This is a genomic window from Mesorhizobium sp. M0621, assembly GCF_040320745.1.
In the GTDB taxonomy this organism is placed as follows: Bacteria; Pseudomonadota; Alphaproteobacteria; order Rhizobiales; family Rhizobiaceae; genus Mesorhizobium.
Map to the genome: position 1 here is coordinate 1 of NZ_JAMYQF010000007.1, position 22,540 is coordinate 22,540.

At 59.1% G+C, this 22,540-nt stretch carries 17 protein-coding genes; 5 read left to right on the forward strand and 12 right to left on the reverse strand.

Going from position 1 to position 22,540, the window contains the following annotated elements; translation table 11 throughout:
* Positions 1-210 precede the first annotated feature (210 nt).
* The 11 genes from NKI38_RS06905 to NKI38_RS06955 all read right to left on the reverse strand — a co-directional run bounded on the left by NKI38_RS06905 (position 211) and on the right by NKI38_RS06955 (position 17,246).
* On the reverse strand, positions 211-2,709 hold the full coding sequence (locus NKI38_RS06905; protein WP_352655866.1) for an RTX toxin: 2,499 nt from the start codon (positions 2,707-2,709) through the stop codon (positions 211-213).
* 160 nt (positions 2,710-2,869) lie between these two features.
* Positions 2,870-4,375: a lipopolysaccharide biosynthesis protein gene (locus NKI38_RS06910; protein ID WP_352655868.1), complete on the reverse strand. Its 1,506-nt coding sequence runs from the start codon at positions 4,373-4,375 to the stop codon at positions 2,870-2,872.
* Positions 4,376-4,557: 182 nt separating this feature from the next.
* Entirely contained in the window at positions 4,558-5,436 is an 879-nt protein-coding gene (locus tag NKI38_RS06915; RefSeq protein WP_352655870.1) for a sulfotransferase family protein, read from the reverse strand.
* A gap of 67 nt (positions 5,437-5,503) precedes the next feature.
* Positions 5,504-6,823, reverse strand: coding sequence for an HlyD family type I secretion periplasmic adaptor subunit (locus NKI38_RS06920; protein WP_352655872.1), 1,320 nt, complete (start codon positions 6,821-6,823; stop codon positions 5,504-5,506).
* Positions 6,824-6,850: 27 nt separating this feature from the next.
* Positions 6,851-8,590, reverse strand: coding sequence for a type I secretion system permease/ATPase (locus NKI38_RS06925; RefSeq protein WP_502899266.1), 1,740 nt, complete (start codon positions 8,588-8,590; stop codon positions 6,851-6,853).
* Positions 8,591-9,168: 578 nt separating this feature from the next.
* The gene (locus tag NKI38_RS06930) at positions 9,169-10,542 is read right to left on the reverse strand and encodes a polysaccharide biosynthesis/export family protein (RefSeq protein WP_352655876.1); all 1,374 of its coding nucleotides are present in this window, start codon (positions 10,540-10,542) and stop codon (positions 9,169-9,171) included.
* 133 nt (positions 10,543-10,675) lie between these two features.
* A complete protein-coding gene (locus NKI38_RS06935; protein ID WP_352655878.1) occupies positions 10,676-11,896 on the reverse strand; it encodes a glycosyltransferase family 4 protein in 1,221 nt (406 codons plus the stop codon).
* Between the two features lie 72 nt (positions 11,897-11,968).
* On the reverse strand, positions 11,969-12,412 hold the full coding sequence (locus NKI38_RS06940) for a GFA family protein (protein ID WP_352655880.1): 444 nt from the start codon (positions 12,410-12,412) through the stop codon (positions 11,969-11,971).
* A gap of 266 nt (positions 12,413-12,678) precedes the next feature.
* Positions 12,679-14,412: a hypothetical protein gene (locus NKI38_RS06945; protein ID WP_352655882.1), complete on the reverse strand. Its 1,734-nt coding sequence runs from the start codon at positions 14,410-14,412 to the stop codon at positions 12,679-12,681.
* Between the two features lie 155 nt (positions 14,413-14,567).
* Entirely contained in the window at positions 14,568-15,131 is a 564-nt protein-coding gene (gene nusG, locus NKI38_RS06950; RefSeq protein WP_352655884.1) for a transcription termination/antitermination protein NusG, read from the reverse strand.
* Between the two features lie 18 nt (positions 15,132-15,149).
* A complete protein-coding gene (locus NKI38_RS06955) occupies positions 15,150-17,246 on the reverse strand; it encodes a GumC family protein (RefSeq protein WP_352655885.1) in 2,097 nt (698 codons plus the stop codon).
* Positions 17,247-17,666: 420 nt separating this feature from the next.
* Here NKI38_RS06955 and NKI38_RS06960 point away from each other — a divergent pair, with 420 nt between their 5' ends.
* The 3 genes from NKI38_RS06960 (at position 17,667) to NKI38_RS06970 (ending at position 20,276) form a co-directional block, all read left to right on the forward strand.
* Entirely contained in the window at positions 17,667-18,254 is a 588-nt protein-coding gene (locus tag NKI38_RS06960; protein ID WP_352655886.1) for a hypothetical protein, read from the forward strand.
* Between the two features lie 418 nt (positions 18,255-18,672).
* Complete coding sequence (locus NKI38_RS06965; protein WP_352655888.1) at positions 18,673-19,287, forward strand: Crp/Fnr family transcriptional regulator; 615 nt, start codon at positions 18,673-18,675, stop codon at positions 19,285-19,287.
* Positions 19,288-19,838: 551 nt separating this feature from the next.
* On the forward strand, positions 19,839-20,276 hold the full coding sequence (locus NKI38_RS06970) for a hypothetical protein (protein ID WP_352655890.1): 438 nt from the start codon (positions 19,839-19,841) through the stop codon (positions 20,274-20,276).
* 250 nt (positions 20,277-20,526) lie between these two features.
* Here NKI38_RS06970 and NKI38_RS06975 read toward each other — a convergent pair whose 3' ends face one another.
* Positions 20,527-21,876, reverse strand: a complete 1,350-nt coding sequence (locus tag NKI38_RS06975; protein WP_352655892.1) for a calcium-binding protein — start codon at positions 21,874-21,876, stop codon at positions 20,527-20,529.
* A 254-nt stretch (positions 21,877-22,130) separates the two neighbouring features.
* Between NKI38_RS06975 and NKI38_RS06980 the strand changes: the two genes are divergently transcribed.
* Together NKI38_RS06980 and NKI38_RS06985 are read left to right on the forward strand one after the other, a co-directional pair.
* A complete protein-coding gene (locus tag NKI38_RS06980) occupies positions 22,131-22,304 on the forward strand; it encodes a hypothetical protein (protein WP_352655894.1) in 174 nt (57 codons plus the stop codon).
* A gap of 45 nt (positions 22,305-22,349) precedes the next feature.
* A complete protein-coding gene (locus tag NKI38_RS06985) occupies positions 22,350-22,502 on the forward strand; it encodes a hypothetical protein (RefSeq protein WP_352655896.1) in 153 nt (50 codons plus the stop codon).
* Positions 22,503-22,540: the final 38 nt, after the last annotated feature.

Consider the following 22,540-nt stretch of genomic DNA (forward strand, 5'->3'; position numbering starts at 1 on the left):
CCACTTGCGGCACACAAAAGTGCCGCAAGTGGTCCGGGCTTTTCTTTGCCGGCGGCTACCGGCTCACGGGTCCGAACTTCAAATCAGCAACAAAAAATGATTCGGGGTTTTCAAACGAAAGAAAGCCTCGGCACCAACCTGCGCTCTGTGCTCGCCGGTTTTGGCCGGGCATGACGCGGTCCGATGGTCTGAAACACGCGCCGTGCAGGATCAGGCGAGCAGCCAATCATTAATATGGAATTCATAGATCTTGCCATCGTTCTCGGTCGGATTGGTGTCATTGTCGACGCCGCGATCGGTGATGTACAGGCTCATACTGTGGCTTGGATCGTCGCTGCTTGGCGCCAGCGCCATTCCCGACGGTTTGTGTGCATGGGCCGCGGAGATATCGAGCGTGCCCAATAACTGTCCGGTAGGCGTTACCATTGCCACCGAGTTTTTCGACGCGATGATATAAAGGAGATCATGGACGGGATCGTAAGCAATGCTTTCGTCGGAAGGGGTCCCCAGCGCACGCGCAGAAAAACTCGTGACTATGTCGTCGCCGCCCGTGCTCGGGAGACCATCGAATTTGCCGTTCGGACCCGCAGCGATGGTGTAAATCGTCTGGGTTGTGCCGTCGGCGACATATAGGACTCCACGTTTTGTATCATACGCAATCCCCTCCGGGTCCGTGCTGCCGAATGCGGCCGTCTTGAATGAGGTCACGATGTCGTCGGACGTGTTGTAAAGTCCGTCTCGTCCGGGGTTGAGTTCGTATACGCTCTTCGTGCCAGTGTCGTCCGTGAAGAAGAGATGGTGGTTAGCGGGATTGTAGGCGATCCCCGACGGCTCATCGGAAAAATTGATCGTCGTGAGCGTGCCCGCCAGGGTGCCGCTCAGATTCATCTGGTAGAGATTCTTGCCGGTAAAAATGGACATCTCGTCAACTTCACTATCGGCAACCAGCAGCGTGCCGAGGTGAGAAATATAGACGAGATCCGTAGGATCGGGGCTCGGTGGCGACCACAGCGACGTCAGGATGGTATGTGCCAGGGTCACCGACGTCGGCAGCTGGTTGGCGCCGGTGATGCTGACGGCGAAGGCGTGGGTATCGGTACTGCCGTCGGCCGAGGTGGCCGTGACGGTGAGGGCGACCGACGGCTCGGACTGGGCGTTGAGCGTGCCGGTGCTCGAGCGCGTGATGACGCCGCTGCTGGAATTGATGGCGAAGCGCGTGTCGTTGATGCTGTAGGTGACCGTCGAGCCGGCATCCGGATCCGTCGCCGAGGCGGTGATCCCGATCGCCGTGCCGGCGGCGGCGTTCTGGGCAATCTGGTTGGCGGCGGCGTTAGCGTCGGCCGGGGTGTTGAAGGCGACCGGCTCAGCGCTGTTGAGGACAGCGAGGGTGAAGGACTGATTGGCGGTGCTTCCGTCGGACGAGGTTGCCGTCACCGTCAGATTGATCGACGGCTGGGTCTCGAAGTCGAGCGTGCCGTTGGCCGAGCGCGTGATGACGCCGCTGCTGGCATTGATGGCGAAGCGCGAGTCATTGATGCTGTAGGTGACGGTCGAGCCGGCATCGGGATCCGTGGCCGAGGCGGTGATCCCGGTGGGTGCACCAGCTGCGGCAAGCTCGGCGATCTGGTTGGCGGCGGCGTTGGCGTCGGCCGGGGTGTTGAAGGCCACCGGGCTGCCTGATCCCGGCAGCAGATATTCAATGTGCAGCAGCGGAGCGCTGGCCGGCGAGTATTCGTAGGAATCGGCTGTGCGCGTGCCGGTGCCGGTGATCAAAAATGCCATATCGTTGAGCGCAGCCCAGCCCGAGCGGTTGATGATCTCCTGCACGATCGCCGACAGGTCCGGCGAGCGCTCGGTCGGACCTTGCTCGCCTACCGTGGTCCACGGGTCCGGCGTCCAGGCCGCGGACGCGTCCGTCGTCGCGCGTGAGGACACGTTGAAGCTGACGCTGGTGAAGGCGCTCGCGTCGTCGGTATCTTCGCCCTTGATCAGCAGCGAGGTCACGCCGGTCTTCACCTCATTGGCCTGGAACTGGATATAGGCGCCGGTGATGATGGCGCCTTGCGGGATGTCGATCCCGGTGAAGCGGATGCCTACCGTCTGTCGGGTGCTGCTGTCATAGCCCAGCTCCAGGTCGTTTATGTTGGTCGAGATCGAACCCGAACCCTTCTCCTCGACATCGTCGCCGGCGGTCGCCACCCTTGTCTCGAAGATCGGGTCGATTGCATTCGAGGCGGCGGCGAGGAGACTGCTGGAGGTGGCCGCGGCGCCCGTCGAGACCGTGCCGAGGTCAGCAACTGGCTCAGGGGTGGTGGCGGGATAGGTGACATGGCTGTCGGCATGGCCCGTTGTCGCGTCCTGCCACAAATCGAGAAAGCTGCTGTCCAGATGAATGCCAACTCCGGTTGCCGCCTCGGCCACTCCGCTGAGGTTCAATCCGCCATCGCTCCCCGATGTCGGAGTGATCCCATGCGCGGAAATGAGATCGAGGCTGCTCGCGGCGCGATCCAATCCGTGACTGTGACTCCCCTTGCCGGTTTCCGCAGCAGCTTCGTCGCTCAGATCGGAGATCTCGCCAGTCTTCTCGTTGCCGCTTACGCTTCCGATTGGCTGGGTCCAATTGTCAATATTCAGCCAGTCGTCATTGATGCCGGAGTCCGTCAGCAAGAGTTTCGCGTCATTCCAGGGAAGCCCAGCGAGTTTTGCCACGTCGTATCTCCTCTCCACATTTCTCTGCTAAAATCGGGATCTCGATGTGCCAACCGGGGACGCTTCCGACCCCAGATCGAGCATGGCGATGGGTAGCGTTGACATGAAAGCCGTCGCCCGAAATCCATGGCCGGGGGGCAGCGCTGAAGTCTACTTTTGATCAGTCAGTTGCCTTCCGCATCCTGGGCCAGGCAGGCACCACCGCCGCAAGCAGACGCAGCAATGATAGCCCGTCCCGCCCAAGGAACAGCGACGGCAGGATCCAGCACAGCAGCAAGCCCCCGGCAGATGCCAGCAATGCCGTATCGATGAGCAGGGGCAGCGGAGATAGTTGGAACTCGCGCAGCCATCCAACGAGTGCCCAGACGCCGGTTCCGACAACGCCCGCGAGCGTCAGGCCGGGCAGGTGCGCCACAAGGAAGTCCCCCCAAGTCATCCCGGTCACGCGAAGGCTCAACTGTGCCATGAGGAAGAAGTTGATCCCGAAGGCCGCGCCGACGCCGTACGCCACGCCTTCTATGCCCCAGAGTTGCCCTACGAGGGAGCCGGCGAAGACGCCGATGGTGAAAACCGCCTGGCGCCAGGCGCGAGCGTAGACCGTCCCTGTTGCGCGCGAGACGGAATCGCTAAGCTTGTAGCTCGTGCGGAACAGCATGCTGAACGCCAGGATCTGGAGCGGGGCGACAACCCCTATCCATCCCCGCCCGAGAATGACCACAACCAACTCCGGCGCGACGATCGCCACGACCACACTGACCGGCAGGACAAGCAGGGCGCAACCCGCGACTGCGCTGCGATAGGCACGAGCAAGCCGCGCGGGCTGCTCCTGTACCAGCGCCATGGTCGGGAACAGCACCCGATCAAGAACCTGACCGACGATGACCGCGGGCGTCGTCATCAGCTGTGACGACAGGCCGTACAGGCCAAGCGCATCGGCGCCGAGCCAGCGGCCCACAACAAGCCTGTCCGCCTGGGTGGCGAGGTAATTAAATACCCGGGCGATGGTGAAACCGCTTCCGAAATAGAGCAGTTCGCCGATCGCGCGCCGCTCCAGCAAAGGCCGCATCGGGTGTGGCTGGCCAGCGAGCAGCACAACCATGCGGATGAATTGCTGGATCAGGAGCGCGCCGACAAGGGCCCAGATGCCCAAGCCAAGCCAAGCCAGGACCGGACCGGCAACGACGTAGCCCGTGGCGAAGGCGCAGGCATCGACGAGCGCCAGCCAGCGGAATCGCAGCGCGCGCTGGGCCGCGGCCAATGCCACCATGGAAGCGCCTTGGAAAAGGAACACGAAGCAGATGGCACGAACGACCGGAGTCAGATCGGCGAGCCGAAGCAGGCCGGCAATTGCCGGTGCCATCGCCCAGACCAACGCGGACACAACGAGGCCGAGGAGGCATGACAAGGTGAACCCGACCCGAAGATGTCGCTCTTCCAGCACGGGTTGCTGGACGATCGCGGGGGTAATGCCAAGTCCCTGGAAGATCGCCGAAAACTTGATGACGATCAGCGCTGCGGAGTAAAGGCCAAACTCATTGGGCGAGAGCAGCCGGGCCAGGATGAGAAGAGCGACAAGCTCCGCGACCGCGAGGGCACCCATGGACAGGGACGTCCAGAACATGCCCACGATACTTTGTTTTGCCAGCCCGCGCCGGTTGTTGCTCACGCCTCTCTCCACTCCTCGGCCGACCCAAACAGGCAGCCATTGCGTCCTTCCCGGATTCGCCGAGCGACACGATTACATTGGGTGATGCTCGGCGACGCCCGCGCCTGCATGAGGTCACGATCGCGATGGTCACGAAGGGACCTCCGCTGCGGTGCCGCCCGCCCGCGCCCAGCGCGCCTTACCTATTGAAGGAGCGAGGGGATTTCGTAGCGATAGAATTCCATCTCGTCCCGGACCTCCGGTATGATCGCCGTCAGATCCTTCTTTTCGAGGCGGAGCCACTTCTGCTGGCGGCCGGGATCGATCATCTCCTTGGCCTTTCGGACGATGTCGTCGGTGCAGTTCAGCCCGCAATGTTCATAGATGCTGCGCAAGACCAACTCGGGATCCTGTATCAAATCCTCGTAGCGAAAAGACAGCACGCGACCGTCGCCCAGCTTGGCGAGATCTTCTCGAGCCTTTCGATTGCCGCGCGCCCACTGGCGCGCGATTACCGTCAATTTTTCATTCTCCTTCAAATCCCGCTCTATCCCGTTGTAACGCGGCCCATAGATCGATGTGTATTTCCTTCCCAATACCCTTTTTGCGACAACTTGTTTTATAATATCTTTTGCATAATAGTGAACTTGCGTTACTGGAGTGAGCTTCAAAAGTCGTATTAAGCCTTTGAGAGATTTTGCTCTCTGCCACTTAAGCTCCATCGAGCTTATGTACGAAAATGGATTTCTCGTAATATAGAGAAATATGGCTTCCGGAAAAATTTCGTGGACAAACGGCACGCGCAAGACATTGGCAGGTGTATTTTCCATGATCTGTCGGTCGCCGTGCCGCGACTGATATTCGAGGAACCTGCCGCGAATGTAACGTGCGACCCTTTCGGTCGCATCGGTTTCGCCAAATTCGTCATGACGCCGCGCCGGATCGGCGTATAGCCACAATGTTTTTGGCTCGTACCAGGTAACGATGTCAGGATGCAGCCCGATCAATTTTTGTGCAATTGTGGTCCCCGACCGATAGTTGCCGATCAGAAAAATGGGACGTTTCAGCTCTGTTGCTGCCATGACAAGTCTCCGTCGCTAAAGGTTAGCCGGGATAGCGCTGATCCTCACGACAAGCTCCGCCGCTCGGCTATTGGTCTCTGAAGGCACGCATCATCTGGTCCGTCAAAGGCTTCATCAGGTACGACAGCACCTTGCGGTCACCAGTCCGTATGAATGCTTCCACCGGCATGCCGGGAATGATCGAGATGGGTCCAAGCTTCTTCGAATCCTTCGGATCGGGCGTGATGCGAACTGCGTAGTAGACTTCATTGGTATGCTGATCGCGCGTTACGTCGGCCGCAATCATGGACACCGTGCCCTCCGTTTCGGGCGTAGTGCGGACGTTGAAGGCGGTGAAGCGAAGAAGTGCGCGTTGGCCGACCGAGATCTGATCGATATCCTGCGGAGCGGCCTTTACCTCGACCGTGAGGGTGTCGGTGTCGGGAACGATCAACATAATCGGCTCCCCCGCATTGATCACACCGCCGACAGTATGGACTGAGGATTGATGGACCACGCCGCTGGAGGGAGCGCGAATGTCGATGCGTGACAGCTGGTCCTCGGCGGTTACTTTTCGTTCCTCGAATTCGGCGATCTTGGCGTCGACATCGCGCAGTTCGCTCCCAGTCTCGCTGGAGAACTCCTTGTCCAGCTGCAGGATCTGGAGTTCGACTTCGGCGATGGCACCCTTTGCCTGCGCCATGTTTGACACAAGCTGTGACCTTTCACCCTCGATGCGTGTTGCCTCGCGTTCATATTCCGTCAGCTTCGACTTGAGTGTGAGCTTCTTTTCGACAAGGCTGCGGATGTCGACGAGTTCGTCGTTGATCAGCTCGATCTCTTTGCTCTTTGCCGATTCCTGAGCCAAATTGCCTTCGATCTGCTTTCCGAGCTGCTCGATGCGTTCTCGCAAGCGTGCCTTGTTGCCGAAAACCTCGGTTCGACGAAGCTCGAAGAGCCGTTGTTCGCTGGCCACCGTGTTGGCAATCTCCGGGTCGCTCATTCGCGTGGCAAGTATCGGAGCAAGTGTCATCCGCCCGCTGCCGTCACGCTCGGCCTCGAGCCGGGACTTTCGCGCATAGAGCTCATCCAGATTCTTTGTCACGTAAGCCAGGGTGGCACGCGGGATGGTGTCGCTAAGCTGGACCAAGACATCCCCGGCCCGGACACGGTCGCCATCGCTCACGAAAATCTTGCCGACCACGCCGCCCGTCGGGTGTTGCACTTTCTTTTCGCTGTTCTCGACGACAACCCAGCCATGCGAAATAACTGCTCCCGAAATGTCCACTGTCCCGGCCCAGACTCCCATTCCGCCGAGGAGCAGTGCGACGACAGTCATTCCACCGAGCAGATTGCGGCGAATGGATCGCCGGTTGGAAAGCGATCTGTCCAAGACAGGAGCCGTCATTGCCCGTTTCCCCTATGCCGCACGTCGTCAATTCGGCAGTCGAGGAGAGGTTGAAACCGGCTGCAGGCCCTCTGTATTGACCTGTGACATCGGAAACAGCTTGGACAGGACGGACTGCTTCGTTCCAAACATGTGCATCTGCCCTTCTTTCATCATCAGCACGAAATCCACGGTGGTGAGAATGTTCGGGCGGTGCGCGACGATCACCACGATGCCTCGGCGTGCCTTGATTGCGAGGATCGCCTCGGCTAGCGCCCGTTCGCCTTCCATGTCGAGATTGGAGTTGGGCTCGTCGAGAACGACCAGGAACGGATTTCGATAGAGTGCGCGTGCCAAGGCAACGCGCTGGCGCTGCCCTGCTGACAACGCGGTTCCGCCCTCTCCGATCTGCGTCTCGTAGCCATTGGGAAAGCTGATGATCAGTTGATGGACACCCGCCGCGCGGGCGGCGGCGACGATGGCCTTCGGGTCCGATCCAGGATCGAATCGGGCGATGTTGGCGGCAACCGTTCCCGCGAACAGTTCGACGTCCTGCGGAAGGTAACCTATATGGCGGCCAAGGCGCTCCGACGACCACTGATCGAGCGCGGCGCCATCAAGCTTGACACGCCCCGCCAGCGGTCGCCATGCGCCGACCAGCCCACGAGCCAAGCTGGATTTGCCGGAACCACTTGGTCCGATGATGCCAAGCACCGAGCCGGCGTCCAGGCTGAATTCCACACCTCGCACGATGATCCGTTGCGCGCCCGGCGCACCGATCGTCATGCGCTCCACCGTCAAGTTCGAACCGGGAACCGGAAGTGCCATCGGCTGGGCGTCTTGCGGCAATCGAGCGAGCACCTGGTTCAGCCTGCTCCAGCTCTGGCGTGCGGCCACGAAGGTACGCCAATGGGCGATGGCAAGATCGACAGGCGCAAGCGCCCGGCCTGCAAGGATGGAGCCGGCGATGATGATCCCGGACGTAGCCTCACCCTGGATCACCAGCCAGGCCCCTATGCCAAGCATTGCCGACTGGAGCATCAGCCGCAAGGCGCGGGCGAAGCTGCCAAAGCCGCCTACGATATCGCTGACATGCTGCTGTTGCATGAGATATTCGCGGCTCGCCTCCCGCCAATGGTCGTGCAGGCGGTTGCCCATTCCCATCGCCGCGAGGACCTCCGCGTTGCGGCGACTGGCCTCGGCAAAGCCGTTGCGCATCACACCCGTCGAAACTGCGGCGCCCATTGGTTTGCGCGTAAAGACCTCGGTCGCTGCCGTCAGCGCCACCAACACGATTGCACCGCAAATCGCCGTAATCCCGAGCGTCGGATGGAGGCTCCATATGATTGCCAGATAAAAGGGCATCCACGGAAAGTCGAAAAGCGTGCTAGGCCCCGGGCTCGACAGAAATATGCGGACGTTGTCGAGATCGCGCTGCGGCTGCAGCCCGTCGCCCTGGTGGCCGATGTACAAGGGCAGCCTGGACACGGCTGTAAATACGCGTCCTCCGACCGCTTCGTCCAGTTCAACACCGATCCGGGTCATAATGCGTCCGCGTACGAGATCGACGACCGCCTGCCCGACAAACAGAACGCCGGCCAATATCGCCATGGCTACGAGAGTCGGAATGCTGCGGCTTGGCAGTACGCGATCGTAGACCTGCAACATGAACATCGCGCCGGTCAGCATGAGGATGTTGCTCACGCCGCTAAAAACCGCGACGCCCGCGAATGCTGCCTTGCAGGAACGCAACGCATAGGCCAGTTCCGAACCGGGCGCCGGCCGGATGATGCTCCCTGCCGAGGGCTGGGCGCCGGCGTTCGCGAGCGCGCTTGGCAAACCGCCCCTTCGCCTTGCCTTGCGGGCGACTGCCATGAGCAGCAAGCCCAGGGCCGCGATCGCCAGCCCAACCAGAAGAGCGTCCGGACCGGGCAGCAAGACATCGGCAAGATGGCCCCAGTCCCGCACGAGATCGGTCCACGGTCGCGGCAGCCAGTTCCTGCCGAGATCAACGAGGCGCGGCAGGAATGCAGCTCCCGCAAGCGCAAGAGCGAGGAGGAGGATTGCTCCTGGAATGCGCGATCGGATGATGGAGCGGTGACGCGGGGCGTAGCGCACCGTCGTCTTGCGGCGCGCCGTTGCACGGAGGAGATTGAGCCGCCTCTGCTCCGTTTTGGCATGGGAATTCGTCCGGCGGAAGCGGTTCGCCACGACTGTCAGTGCTGCCCCAAGGATCATGTCAAACCCTGAGGTGCCAAGGCCGGACTATGTCGGTCCGTTCAAGGCACAACGAACCCAGGCGCGTTGCGAAGCGACGATCGCGGCCCAGAAGCAAAGCCTTGCTCGAGGAAGTGGGCATGTTCGTGCTATTGGCCGACAATGCTTGGCTGGAGGGCCGGGCCCTCCGCATTTGGGGTCCCCATTGTTCCGGAAGTGTCCGGTGCATAGAACCCTTTATTGGCTACAATCGAAACCTCGATGACATCGCCAGCCAGGACTTCCGTATTTTCGTCGGCGATGATGTCGTGGGCGACTTTCTGGTCGCGCCTGAAAATCGAAATCTTCACAGAGCCTTGCAAGTCGTCGAACGTCCTCTGTTCGCCATAGGTAAAGATAAAGAGAAGCTTGTCGGCAACGTACCTTATTTGACTTTGAATCTTTCCCAGCTCGACCTGCGTGTCCTGCGCTTGCGAGATCAGATCCATTTCATAACTCTGCTTCTTTTTCCTCAGCTCACTCTCCGAGGTCAGCATCGCCTGCTGCGCCTGCTCCTGCTGCAACTCGGTCTGCGCAAGTTCGGCGCGATAGCTGGTGTGTGCTCGTTCCGCCGTCATGACATTCGAATTGGTTACCAGACCTTTTTCCCGCAGTGACCGGGCGGATTGCAGTTCCTCAAGTTGAATGTTCGCGGTCTTTTCCCGCTCCTTTCGCGCTGCAGCGACCATATCCGCTTCCTTCCTGGCCCGATCCAACGAGACCTCAAGGAATGAAATGTCGTCCCGATATGCGGCAAGGCGGGCGTCCAACTGCGCTTGTTCGGACGCTACGATGTCGACTATCAAGTGTCCGCCAAACTCGACTGGCGGATCCGGCGGAGCGACGAAGGATTTGTCCTGCCGGCTTTCCGCCTGGAGCCGGGCGAGCCGCACCTTCAGACGATATTCTTCGATCGCAAGACCTGCGCGCGCGCTGCGCAGATCAGCTATTTGCAGGGCCGGCTCCATGTTTCCGACGGCGGTAGCCCGAAAGCCACCGGCTATGGCCAGCGCATGGCGAACCGTTATTCCGGGTTGAAATGGGTATGATCCTGGATGAGCCACCGTTCCGGAAATAAAGAATGGCCTGTACTGACCGATCTCCACCTTCACGAAAGGCTCGAGAATGAGCTTCTGCTGCTGTAATGCACGCTGAATGGCCTGCGAAAGGGCAACAGTAGTGAGGCCGCGCGCCTGAATATCGCCCAGCATGGGAAGTGATATCGAGCCCCGGTCATCGACCACGACGTCCAGCGGATAGGATTGCTCGCCAATCACGGATACCCGCAGGATGTCACCGGTGTCGAACGTATATCCGTCCGCACGGGATGCATCTGCGATGAGCAGAACAAAGGCAATGGCGAGACCACCAATCACTGCGAGCATGCGGCCGGCCGCAGGTTCTAATCCGGGAAAAAGCCGTCGGCCCCAATCCTTCATTCGAAAAGGCTTGGACGGAAATTGCTGATCAGCATGCAAATGCATCGTCGTACTCCGGTTGTCTTGCCCGCCGTCAGGACCAACCGACATTCGTCGACCGGAGCGTGACAGCAAGGTGTTCGTTGGGTTCGAGCAGTAGGCTTTGGAAATCCGCGCTCCGTCGAAGGAGCAAAACGGATCAAAATCTGTGCAGTCCTAAGGTTTGCTTGGTGAGGCCGTCGCGAATTCGCGCGTCGTTTGGCCTTCCTGCTGAAAGGGCTGACTCGAGAGCGGATTGATAGATCAGCTCGACCCTGTCGCACATGGCATCCAGCCCCCAGGACGACAGGTCGGTGAGTTTCGCGCTCTCAGCCAGTCGAGCGCGGTAGTGCTCATTTTGGAGAAGGTCGGCGATCGCCGCCGCCGCCGCGCCAACGTCTTCTGCCGGCGTCACAATTCCATTCACGCCGTGCTTCACGACCTCTTCCACTCCCGGCAGGTGCGAGACCACACTGGCTCGACCGCCCGCCAGATACTGCATCATGACGCGAGGCAGTCCTTCTCGCATCGACGTCAGCACACACACGTCCGCGAGACGGATCAGTCGCTCAGGCTCGCTATGGTAGCCGATCATGCGAATGTTGTTTGCGAACGGGGATCGTTCGATCGCCGACTCAATAGCGGATCGCGCCGGCCCCTCACCGGCCAAGAGCAGTCGCACGTTCGGAATTCGGTCGACGACCTGCCCAAATGCTTCAATGAACTCTACATGGCGTTTTCTCGGTTCCAGTGCTGCCAGCATCAGGATCACCGGGGGCTTAGGCTCTCCGACAGCCGTCCCCAGGAGCAGATGCGGCTCTTGAGGCCATTGCGCGTTCGCGAAGCGTGTCAGATCGAAGCCGGAGTGGACGACGTGGTGTTGCTCGGCGCTGCCCAAATGATTGGCAATGCAAATGTCGCGCATAGCCTGGCTGACATCGATGAAAGCCTGTGTGAATTTCGCGGCCAGGCGTTCGGCAGCCAGGTACATCAGCCTCTGCGCATTGCCTACATGCACGAAGGGCAAAATGTGCACGCCATGTATGATGCAAGGAATATTGGCTTCCCTGGCGGCAAGGCGGCCCACGATGCCAGCTTTGCTTTGATGTGTGTGCACGATGTCAGGCCGCCAATCGCGCATAAGGCGAGTGAGTTGCCCAAATGCAGAAATGTCACGGGACGGCGAAATCGAGTTGATGAGCCTTTCCAGAGTCACAACCCGAACGGCTTCGGCAACCGACACCCGCAAATTCGGGTCGTACTCGTCGCCGTGAACCAAACTCACTTCGTGGCCGTGCCTCGCTTGTGCGAGACAGCAGGCCAATGTGTTCTCTTCGGAACCTCCCCGAAGAAGTCGGGTGAGCACATGGACGATCTTCATTTGCCAATACCTCAGGGGACATGAAATCCGGGGCGGCGCATCCGGGTGGAAGATCGAGCGCAAAATCAAATTTCACGCGGCCGCATCGACGTCCGACAGTGACCTCGGCGCCGGCACTTCTGCGCTGCTCGCCGCTGGCCGGTCACGCTCGAACTGTTCGGTGCCGGGCAAGGCATGCAGCCAGGTCTCGCGTCTTGAGGTCCACAATTCATATTCGGGTACGAGATCGGTCGGCACGACATCGAGGCTGCCGATCATCACCTCAACGTCCTTGTCGTTGACCCGGGCGACGCGGCCGCCGCAAGTCCGGCAGAAGCTGCGCGTGCCATAGGAACTGACGAGGCCCGTCTTCTCGAAGGCTTCGCGCGGCCAGATGGCAAAGGCCGAATAGGTCGAGCCGCCGGCCTTGCGGCAATCCTTGCAATGGCAAAGACCAATGCGGAGCGGCGGACCGCGGACCGAGAACTGCACGCCGCCGCACAGGCAACTGCCGGTCCTGCGTACGGTGTCGGACATGGCAACCTCCGTCATTGCGTGGCGCTGAGAGCCGGGTGGGACAGGTGCTCGTCCCGAAACAGAGCCATATTGACTCGTTCGAGTCAGAGCCCCGTGCCGATCCTGGGATGAAACAGGGCTCTAGCGGCGCGCCGCCATCGAGCGCGAGTGTTCGGCGGCTTTTCCCACGCCTGGCAGGGAACACCTGTCGATTCGCGATGGCGGAAGGCCGCGCGTCAGGGTCTGTTGGGGATGGATACCGGCCGATGAGCCGCCCGCCCTGCCTCTCACAAAGACAGCCAGATATGCCTGAACAGTTCCCGACCGACCGCCTCGATGCCAGCGCTTGCATCAATGGTTCGGATGTTCTTATCCTTGGCTCGCAACTCCGCCATCAGCGATAGCCGCGCGTCGAAGGCTTCTTTCCTAATTTCTCCCGGCTTTCGCTGCTCGGAGACGGCAAAATCTGAAACGAGGTGCAATGTGAGGTGTGGCCGGCATTCCGCCATCTTCTGATAGAGCCTCTGTTCGAGCCGGGCGAGCGCTGACAAGCCTGGCACGGAAAACAGGTGCGGTGGGATGGTTGGCCCGTCCAGATATCCTCTGCGCAGCGCTTGGGGCCACCTGTCACAAATGACGATCAGGCCGCGCGTCGCCCATCTATGTGTCCGTTTCACGACAGCGTATCGCTCTAACGCTATCAAAACTGCCCACAATGCAAACGCGGCACCGACAACTCCTCCCTTCGACCAATTTCGGCTGAAGGAATAGTTGCCATCGTCCTGGACCAAGGACTTAAGGCGGCGTCTATGGGGGAAAACCAGACTCTGTAACGCCTTGCGAAGCCACCACCCATTGCCGTCACCGGTTCCCACATATGCTTGCGCACACCCGAATTTCCATCGAAATATCTGTGTCAGCCGATCAGCCTGAGTGCTCTTCCCCATGCCATCAGGACCTATTAGCGCCACCACAAATCCACCAGCCGCAGGCCGTCTCTTTGGTGGAAACGCGCCGGGCATCCAGCGGTGAAGGCACCTCAAGGCGAGATAGGAGGTCTTGCGGACCAGATGGATGACGGCATCGGCGATTCCATAACTTCCCGTGTAACCACACATTTCCCGGATCGAACGCCGCAGCCTATAAAGATCTCCACGGTGGGCGAGCAAACTGTCGGTGCTTTGCAGGAACCTGCAGCTCGCCGATCTCCCGCCGCCAAATGTGTATTCCACGACATGCAAGCCATGCTCGCCCGACAGAAATGGCAGACGTGCAAATTGGTCCTTCCAACCATTCCCAACGGTGATCCATTGCCTCCACGGCGGACCCCAGGCCCTAAAGACGAAGCGTGCAATTGCTATTCGAATCTCGTCTTCGGGAGAGACGAGGGGGACCGCTACGCCGTCGACGCACATCGACTCCCATCGCGTAATCGCCGCATAGTCGAATACCGGATAGCGCTTACGAAACTCCCAGCCGACCCGGATCCCGATATGCATGTCGAGATGGAGATAGCCACCACGCGAAAAGTCAGGCAGGAACCAGTCCTCTCGGCCGGCGCAGACGTTGTCATAGCAGGACAGGCTCACGCTACGACGCCCATGCAGTTTGCTCACGATCGAGCAGAAGGCCGGGTAGTCGTGCTTGTCCAAAAGGACATCCAGATCGTCCCGCCCAGCAAGTCCGTCTTGCAGCTCTGCGACATCCTGAATTATTCCGTACTTCAGGCCGCTCTCGTTGAATAATTGAAACAGTTGGGTGGCAATCGGCAGAGCCGGTGCCGTTTCGGAAGGCTGGAAGGGGGCGCTTCCGTCGGTTTGAGATGGGCCTGCGTCTGCCTGGCTGCCGGACGGCCCCATGCCAAGCGCCCTGGCTGGCGCTGAAACATTCGCCCCTGGCGCCAACGCTTCCGCCAGTATGCTTACCTTGGCCTCTGTGGCCCAGCGACGATACTGCTGCGGCTGCAGGCCATCCCGAAGCTCCGCGGGGTTTCCCAGTTTGGATTTGCGTGAAGGTTGCAAGGAGTTTCCCGCAGTTGATTGCCGAGGCTCGGATGTCGCCTATTGCAAGCTGCCGCAGCGAGGGTGAATTGAGTGCCAACTCATCACTCCCTGTCGGGTGGTGGTTTCGGCATCTTTCGTGCCACGAAATAGTAAGTGAAATTCACAAATTGAATTCAAGAAACGATCGAAAGCTTATCCCTGTCGATAGTAATCGGAATTGAGCGATTCATAATATCAAGAAGAATTCTGACAGCTCCAGCACTTCCAACATGATCAAGAATCCCAAGATGGTCCGAAAATGGACCGTCTATGATCCTAATTCTTTGGCCGGGCATCAATAGAATGTCCGGGTGCAAAATTCCGTCGTCGTCGGTTGCTGATATCAAAGATTCAACCACGCCGTATGGTGCCGGTATAGGCATTCCTTTGCTCATGACAAGCTTTCGGACGCCGACGGTTGAGTTGATCGGATACCAGCTCTGCTGGAGAACAGCCAACGAGACGAACAGATAGCAGTCGAAATACGCACTGGAGACGGTTCTGACAATGCGAGCGTGCCGGACAGTTCGTCTCCGCTTGGGCAGATAGGTTCGAAAGTTTTGCGATAGCAGGTGCCGCTCTGCCAGGCTCTCGGAATGCTGGTGCGTCTGGACCACGCACCAGCGCGCAGGTTCGCCGTGGTGAGTTTTTCCTGCAGGCTCTGGAGGGCTGCTATTGTATAAGTCAGAATTCAGCATAGCAAAATGTCTCTTTCTTTAGTTGAGATAGTAACTGTCCGAGACGCTGCTTTCGAGTGACGTGTAACGGCCATATTTTGGCAGTTTTGGTTCGTCCACCATTGTCAGGGCGATGCCGGCAATCTTGGAACGACCGCCAAGATGTCGGATTCCTTCGGCAACGGCCTCACGTGAGGTTTCACGCCACCTCACGACAAAGAGGACTTTGTCGACATACCTCGCCAGGATCGAGGCATCGGCAGCAGGTCCAACAGGTGGTGCGTCTATGATCACCGTGTCGAATTTTCCGCGAAGCTCATCGAGGACCGAGCGCATTCGCACCGAAGCAAGAAGGGCAGGCGGGTTCCGGGTCCTTGCGCCGGCAGGGAGCAGGGAAATCCCCGAACGTTCGTCCAGATGAATCGCGTTTGCGGCCTTTACCGGCAAAGTCAGAAGGTCAACCAGCCCGACCCTGTCCGCCATGCCGAAGAAGGCCGTGGCAGCCGAAAGCCGCAAGTCCGCATCGACGACCAGAACCCGTTCGCCATCGGCCGCGGCGGAGCATGCCAGGCTCAACACCAGAGTTGTCTTTCCTTCGCCAGGCATCGCTGATGTCACCAGCATGATGCGCGGCAAACGCGCCTGTTCGGGTGTCCCATCAATGCCCAGGCGGAGCCGCCGCACGGCCTCGCTATATCTGGATAGTGGTCTGCGTTCGAGATAGGCCACAGGCTGGGCTTGGGACTGGGCGTCTCTCGACCAGCCCGACATTCTTGGCATGGACGCAAGAACCGGAACGGCCAGCTCGTCCTCTATCTGTTTCTTTGCCATGAAGCCGGCGGCGAAAAGCTCACGAAGTACGGCACCTGCGCCTCCGACAAAGAGGCCCAGGACGAGTCCCAGGGCCGCAAAAAGAGGCCTGTTCGGGAAGCTTGGCGAACCCGGAACACCCGCATCGGTTATCACGCGTACGCCGCTGTTGAGGAGGGTGGACTTCTCCTCGGTGAGCTTGGCGCGTGAAAGGAATGTCTCAAAGAGCTCCTTGTTCGCGGCGGCAATCCTCTCCAGATCGCGCAACTGGACGCCAACCTGACCTTCGGTCTCGGATCGGTTGGACACCGAATCCAAGGCCCGTTTCAGAGAAGCCTCCCGGGCTTCTGCGGCGTCGACTTCATTCTTTAGATTGCCGATGAGACGCTGGACTTCGGCGGCAATCTGCTCCTCGATGTCGTGGCGCTCGGCTTGGGCCGAAATGACATCCGGATGCCGTTCGCCATATTTCAATTTAAGGTCGGCTTCCCGCCGGGTCACTCCAGAGACCTGAGCCCGAAGTGCGCTGATTACCACCGACTGCAATACATCCGGTATCGACTGGATGTCGCCGCCGTTAGCCAGCAATTTGTCAACCTGAGAAAATTGGGCCTGCTTCTCGGACAATTCGGCGCGTGCGTTAATCAACGCGATATTCAATTCGGATAGCTGCTGGTCAGTCAGACTGCCTGCTGGTGTCGCCAACAAATTGTGATCGATCCGAAACTTCTGGACAGCTTGTTCCGAACGGCTCAGTTCCTCGCGCAGTGATGCGGCCCGCTCACTGAGCCATGTGGATGCTTTCCTGGCTCCTTCGTAGCGCGATCTTACTCGATCAGCGAGGTAGGTCTGGGAAATTGCGTTGGCCAGGGATGCTGCTTTTTCCGGATCGTAAGCGGTCACTGAAATCTCAATGACGTCCGCCATTCCGACGCGTGAAACTCCCAGTGCACCCTTTAGCCATTCCAATGCTCCCAACCCGATCTTCGGGTCTTCAGTGAGCTTTTCACTGTCAACGACCTTCTGAAGGAGCGAGGTGGATCTCAGAACTACAATCTGACTTTCGATAAATGTTGAATTGTCGGCAAAATCGGAATTCGAATAATCTTGCGGAGTCATATAGTCGATCGGGGCATCGAGTAAGACTTGTGCAGCCCCTGTGTAGGATGGAGGAAGGACATAGGCGGCGACCACGAATGAGACGAAGGTCATGGCTGCAATGCTGCTTACCAGCTTCCATCGCCGGAGAAAGAAATCAAGGATCTCCCTCACGTCGAGCGGAAGTAACTCTCGGGTCATGATCGGATTGTCAGTTGGACTTGCCATTTCCGAATCCTTGCAAACAGCAGCACAAATCCCACCCCGCCAGCGTTGGCTGAATGTGCTTCACTTCAAAATAGTTCGGGCAGTGGCCTGTTAAGCGCCTACGGCGCACGAGATTTAGGGGTTCGCGCCCCGCCATCCGGCATGTGCGATCGCTCTCTTCTGCCCACCGACCGATCGCGCCGCCGGTCAGCTGGAAACATAACAGCTTCGCGGATATCCCCGCCATTACCATTATTGAGTAGTAAATCGGCTAAAGGTCGATCTGGTCTACCCGACAAGCCTTTCAGACCTTTAGGACGTCGGCGGGACATATATCGCGCTTCCGCGAGGTCGAAGACGCTGCAGCGCGCAGGGCGCGCAGGAGAGCCTGCACTCCCTGACGACAAGAAAGCGGCCGGCCTCGTCTGGCTTGAGGTTGATATGGATACTTTCAGCGAAATTGTTCCGGGGCTTTTAGATTGGTTGGTCAACAGGCCGGCAGCCATTCTGATTCTGTCCGCAACCTGGCCATTGATGCTTCTTCTGAAGAAAGACAGGTTGCTGGGCTATGGGGCCCCTGCCGTTTTTATTGGAGCTGGCGCTTTGATTGTGTTCGACATCGAAACCCCCGTAGGAGCAGTCATCGTCGTACTTGCCTACAGTTTACTAGTTTCAGTTGCACTGCTTTCCACCCGGAAGCGTCTTAGCCAAATCGAAGATCGTCTTGCATCGGTCATTTCGGCACTCGATGACCTCGAAGTTGCCGAAGAAAGACGGCAGACTTACAACGCCAGGCGTCTCTCGCGGCTTCGCTCGCGCCGAAAACCGGCAGCCAGCACAATGGAGCAAATCGTTTCGGCAGGTGCAACGGAGAGTCTCGAAAGTGAGACGCAGGTGATCCCTGGTCCGGCTTGGCAAGAGTTGCAACCGCGCGATCCGCCAGTGGGATCCGCGCTTCCGGCATCAACGCGATCAGCAGGACCCGACGTGCTTTCAGAAGAGCGTCGAACGCGGCTGCTTTCAAGTTGAGCAGCTCTGCTTGGCGAGGGTTTCAACCAAGTAAGGTGATGTAAAAGTAGCGGTGACGGTCCCGCCGGGTGCAGCCAAAGGACAAGTTCGACCGCGGGCGTTGGCTGCTGGCAGGCCCTCGGCAACTTGCCGAAGTCGATCCGGTAGGTGGATTAAGAGCCTGCTGTATGTGAACATACGCCCAAGGTGGTAAGGTTGTATCCCATGGCGGTAGCCTGAGACGCCATTCGGATGAAAAGATAGGCGGAACTTTTTGTGTAGTTGATGGTTTGAAGCTTCAGATTGATCGGAGGGGCAATCGCGGACTGGGGGTAATCAAGACAAAATGAGCTTATCAAGGCAGGCTCTTGAATTGGCAAGGCGACCCACTCTAGCTGACGCGAGTTGGGAGAGGGGAATCTCTGTACTGCCGGGAGCTGTGCGCCGCCTCTATCCGGCGAACACAACGATCGCGCGCGAGCATCAGGCTAAATCCTTCATCCTGGCTATGACCGCGGGGTGGGCGGCATTCGGCAAGACATTGCGGAATGGCTCGCGCCTCATCGTTGATTTTGCGCTTCCTCGCGAAATTGCCTTGATCGAGTTCTGCGGAGAAGGGGGCGAGACGGTAACTGCTCTCTCCGATGTGACAGCGATCGAATTGACCGGCCCTGTCCATACTTGTTTTTCTCGCTATCCGCAGTCCATTTGCGAGGCTATCCTGCTGGCTGAGGCGAGGCGGTACGCAAGGGTTGCGGAACATCTGGCAGGAATTAGCAGGCGGGGACCTGTCGAACGCACGGCTCATTTTCTTCTCGAACTGGGCTGCCGAGTACATCGATCGGCAACGAGTTATCCGGACCGCTTTGAATGCCCGCTGACCCAGGCCGAGCTGGCCGACGCGTTAGGACTTTCGGCTGTGCATGTAAGTCGCGTGTTGAAGGATTTGCGGGAAAACGGACTGGCGTCATTCCGCAATGGTGTGGTCGAGTTGCATGACCATGCGGGACTTATCAAAACGGCCGGATTTGATCGGTCTTACATTTCGAGCTGACATCAGGCGTAATTCTGATCTCAACCGCGCGACCGGGTAGTGCCTTGGTGATTCCACAGGCTCCCTTGCTAAGCGGCTGACTATGCCGTTGGCCGCATCAGGTGGGCTTCGTTGCGCGTCAGTCTTTAGATCGATCCCCGATCGCTCGCCGCCATCCTAGAGCATAAGGGAAATGGCCGGTGCGGGGGGCAGCCCTCCGGGGACGTGAGGACCGCACCGGCCACTGCAGCGGGCTTACGCTACGCACCCGCACCGGTCAATTTTACTGGGCATATTGGAAAATGCGCAATTAATCCTATCGGTGGTGCCCAGTGTAGCGTTGATATCAGGATTGTTCGGTCGTTGGCCCGTAAGGGAGAAACGCGCTCTTTCAGCAACAGCTGTTACTTGTGGCGGCTTTTGGCGAGCCGGAGCTTTCGGAACCAGATCGTCCTGATGCTACTCGCCGTCTAGTTCTTTTGCCTTCTGAGCTCATCCAAGTAGTTGAATGGACTGAACGTCATATTAGGTCGTAGCGTTCTTTTTTGGACACGAGGGCTTGGGGAGGTCGTATGACGATATTGTTAGAAATCAAAGAGTTGTTGGAGATTAAGGCGTACCGGCGAACCATCAGGAACCTCGATCACGCCTATGACATCGACCTCGCAAATGCTCGTACGCTTGCGCAGCGTGAAAAGGCTGAATACCGGCATTATTGGGAAACGCTGATATACTATGAACAGATTGCAGAGATAAAAACTCGGCGACTGATCCGGAAGGCGGATCGTCTCAATATGCCGATTGGCTACGCGGACGACAACAGCTCAATGTGGAGAAGATCATCTCAGCTTAACAGCTGGATACTGACGCCACTTGGTTGCTCTGAAGTCCAAAATATGATCCGTCAAGAATGCAAAGATCGCCGCGCGCGCGCCGCTACCTGGGCTGGCGTGATCATCGGCCCACTCACCCGGTTATTATCTGTTTGGATGGTTGCGCGCGGGCAGTAGCATACAGGCGGTTCGCCCACACTTCTTAGCCGACGTCCAGCGCAGGCCCACCGCCGGCCGATGCGATCCAAACTTCAACGCGTCAGAACGAGGGCCTTCTCGTCGTCACGCTGCTTGCCACCGAACGCTGCTGCAACACTCGCTATGAAGGCGCCGATCCGTCGCTATTTTTGATCGCTGTTAGTCGCAACTGAAACACCAGCGGCGACGCGCCCGCGCTTCGTAGTGCCTTGTGCGATCGCATGGGCGATCAAATGATGTACACGTCGTGAAAGGTCAGGGCCGCCCCGGCCTGTAAGTGGGCGATTTCCACCTGAGCGGTCGATTTCGAGCCATCGGGGTCATAGTACAGAATGCCCGTGGTCCGGTCGTAGAGCAGGTAATCGTTGTGGCTGGTGGCGTGTTCGCGCAACTCGAAATACGACGAGTTCACCTGCGTCGGGCTGGACAAGGAACCGGGGCCGAGGCTGGTGAAGACGGCGTTGTCGAGATAGAGCGCGTCGTCCGCTGCGTGGAAGTCCGGGAGCGTAGCGACATTGCCCGGGCCATAGGCCGTGTCAAACACGAAGGTGTCCTTGCCGGCGCCACCGTTGAGCACGTCGTTGCCACCGCGGCCCCACAATGTGTCGTTGCCAGCCAAAGCATCATAGGTATCGGCCGCGCCAGTGCCGAAAAAGGTGTCGTTCCCGGTAGTTCCCGTGGCCGGGTCGGTCGGCGGTGTCGGAGGTGACGGTGGCTGGTCAGTCCCGTCATGGGCTGCATGCCAGACCGCCTTGGCGTTGGCCCAGTAATCGCGGGCCGCCTGGCCTTGAAGGACAGTCCAGCCGGCGGGCGGCATTGGGTAACTGGACGGCAGCGGCGTGTCAGAGAGGTTGAGGTAGTAGTTGCCGTGCGACTCGACCGTCTTGTCCCAGGCTCGCTCCAGCCGCCCCATGCCGTTGTGGTTCACGTCGGTGATCGCCACCACACAATCGATAAAGTGCAGGCTGGGCACGATATCGTTAGAGCCTGTCCCCTTGTCGAGTTTAAACGGCGAACCGTGGGTTATCTCGCCTTTGCGAAGGTACTCTCCCATGCCCAGAAGCATGCCATCCATGATGACCGTGTTGTCAGACCCATCCACGTCACCGTCGCCAAGGCTCACTCCGGAAAACACGTGGTCGAATAAGGAATCCTTGATCGTGCCGCCGATGACGTCATCGTCCTCGACCGCGTCGTCGCGGGAGTAGCCGACATAGCTATCCTCGATGACGAAGGTGCCCGTGCCGCCGACACGGATGCCGTCCCAGGGCTGGGTAACCGTCCAATCGTCGATGACAAAGTTGTGGGCTGAATTTATACGGACTGCGGCGGAGTTGACGTAAATGTTCTCCCAGTCGCCGGTTTGGGAGACCGTGCCGTTGATCGTGCCGCCAAAAGCCAGGAGGTTGGCGCCGGGGTTGACCACCGCGAAGGGATAGAGATTGGTGTGGCTTCCCTGATTGGCGACGATCCATGAAGCGTCGGTGGCATCGATAGTGGTGTCGGCGGCCAGACCGGATGCTTTATACTGGGTGTAGCCATACTCGCCGCTTAAGACAATGGTGCTTGCCTGGGCCATGGTTGGCCACCTTTCACCCCCGCCCCGCCCTTTTCCGCCAAGTGCCTGAAGCCGGAAAGGCCTGTGCCTACCAGAGCCCCGTTAACGGTATCGTGCAAATCACAAAATGTAACCGGTCCCGCACGGTGGCTTGCGCCGGAGAGGCGTCTGAGACCGCCCCATGGTCACGTTACGCAATGGAGACCGATTGAGTGCGTTCTACTTGGGTGGCCGATCTGACGGCCGGCCTCATGCACTGACAAATCGGAGGCGGCTTGTCTAAGTTCAAAGAGGCCTTGGGCGCGGATCGGAAGCTCATCGTCAGCAAGAGAAACGCGCCCGCAATGAGAGGGCGGAGGGAGGACGTGGCCCTGAAGCTCTCGGCATTCAATCAGCGCGTGACGTCGGAACTGAGCGGCAGCGTCAGCGAGATCTCCGCCGATCTCTGAATCGACGAGCGAAGCGGCGCGGGCTTCTACACGGTTCGCGCCAGCTTGCCGCGCACGGAGCTGGAAAAGCTGAAAGGCCTCACCTTGGCGTCGCGCATGCCCGGCGAAGCGTTCTTCTCGACCGGCAGCCGCGCAATGCTGTCCTATCTCGTGAAGCCTCTGGCCGATCAGATACAGCGGGCGTTCCGGGAGCAGTGATGACAAGGCACAGAGGTGGCCAAGAGCGGTGGTCTCGG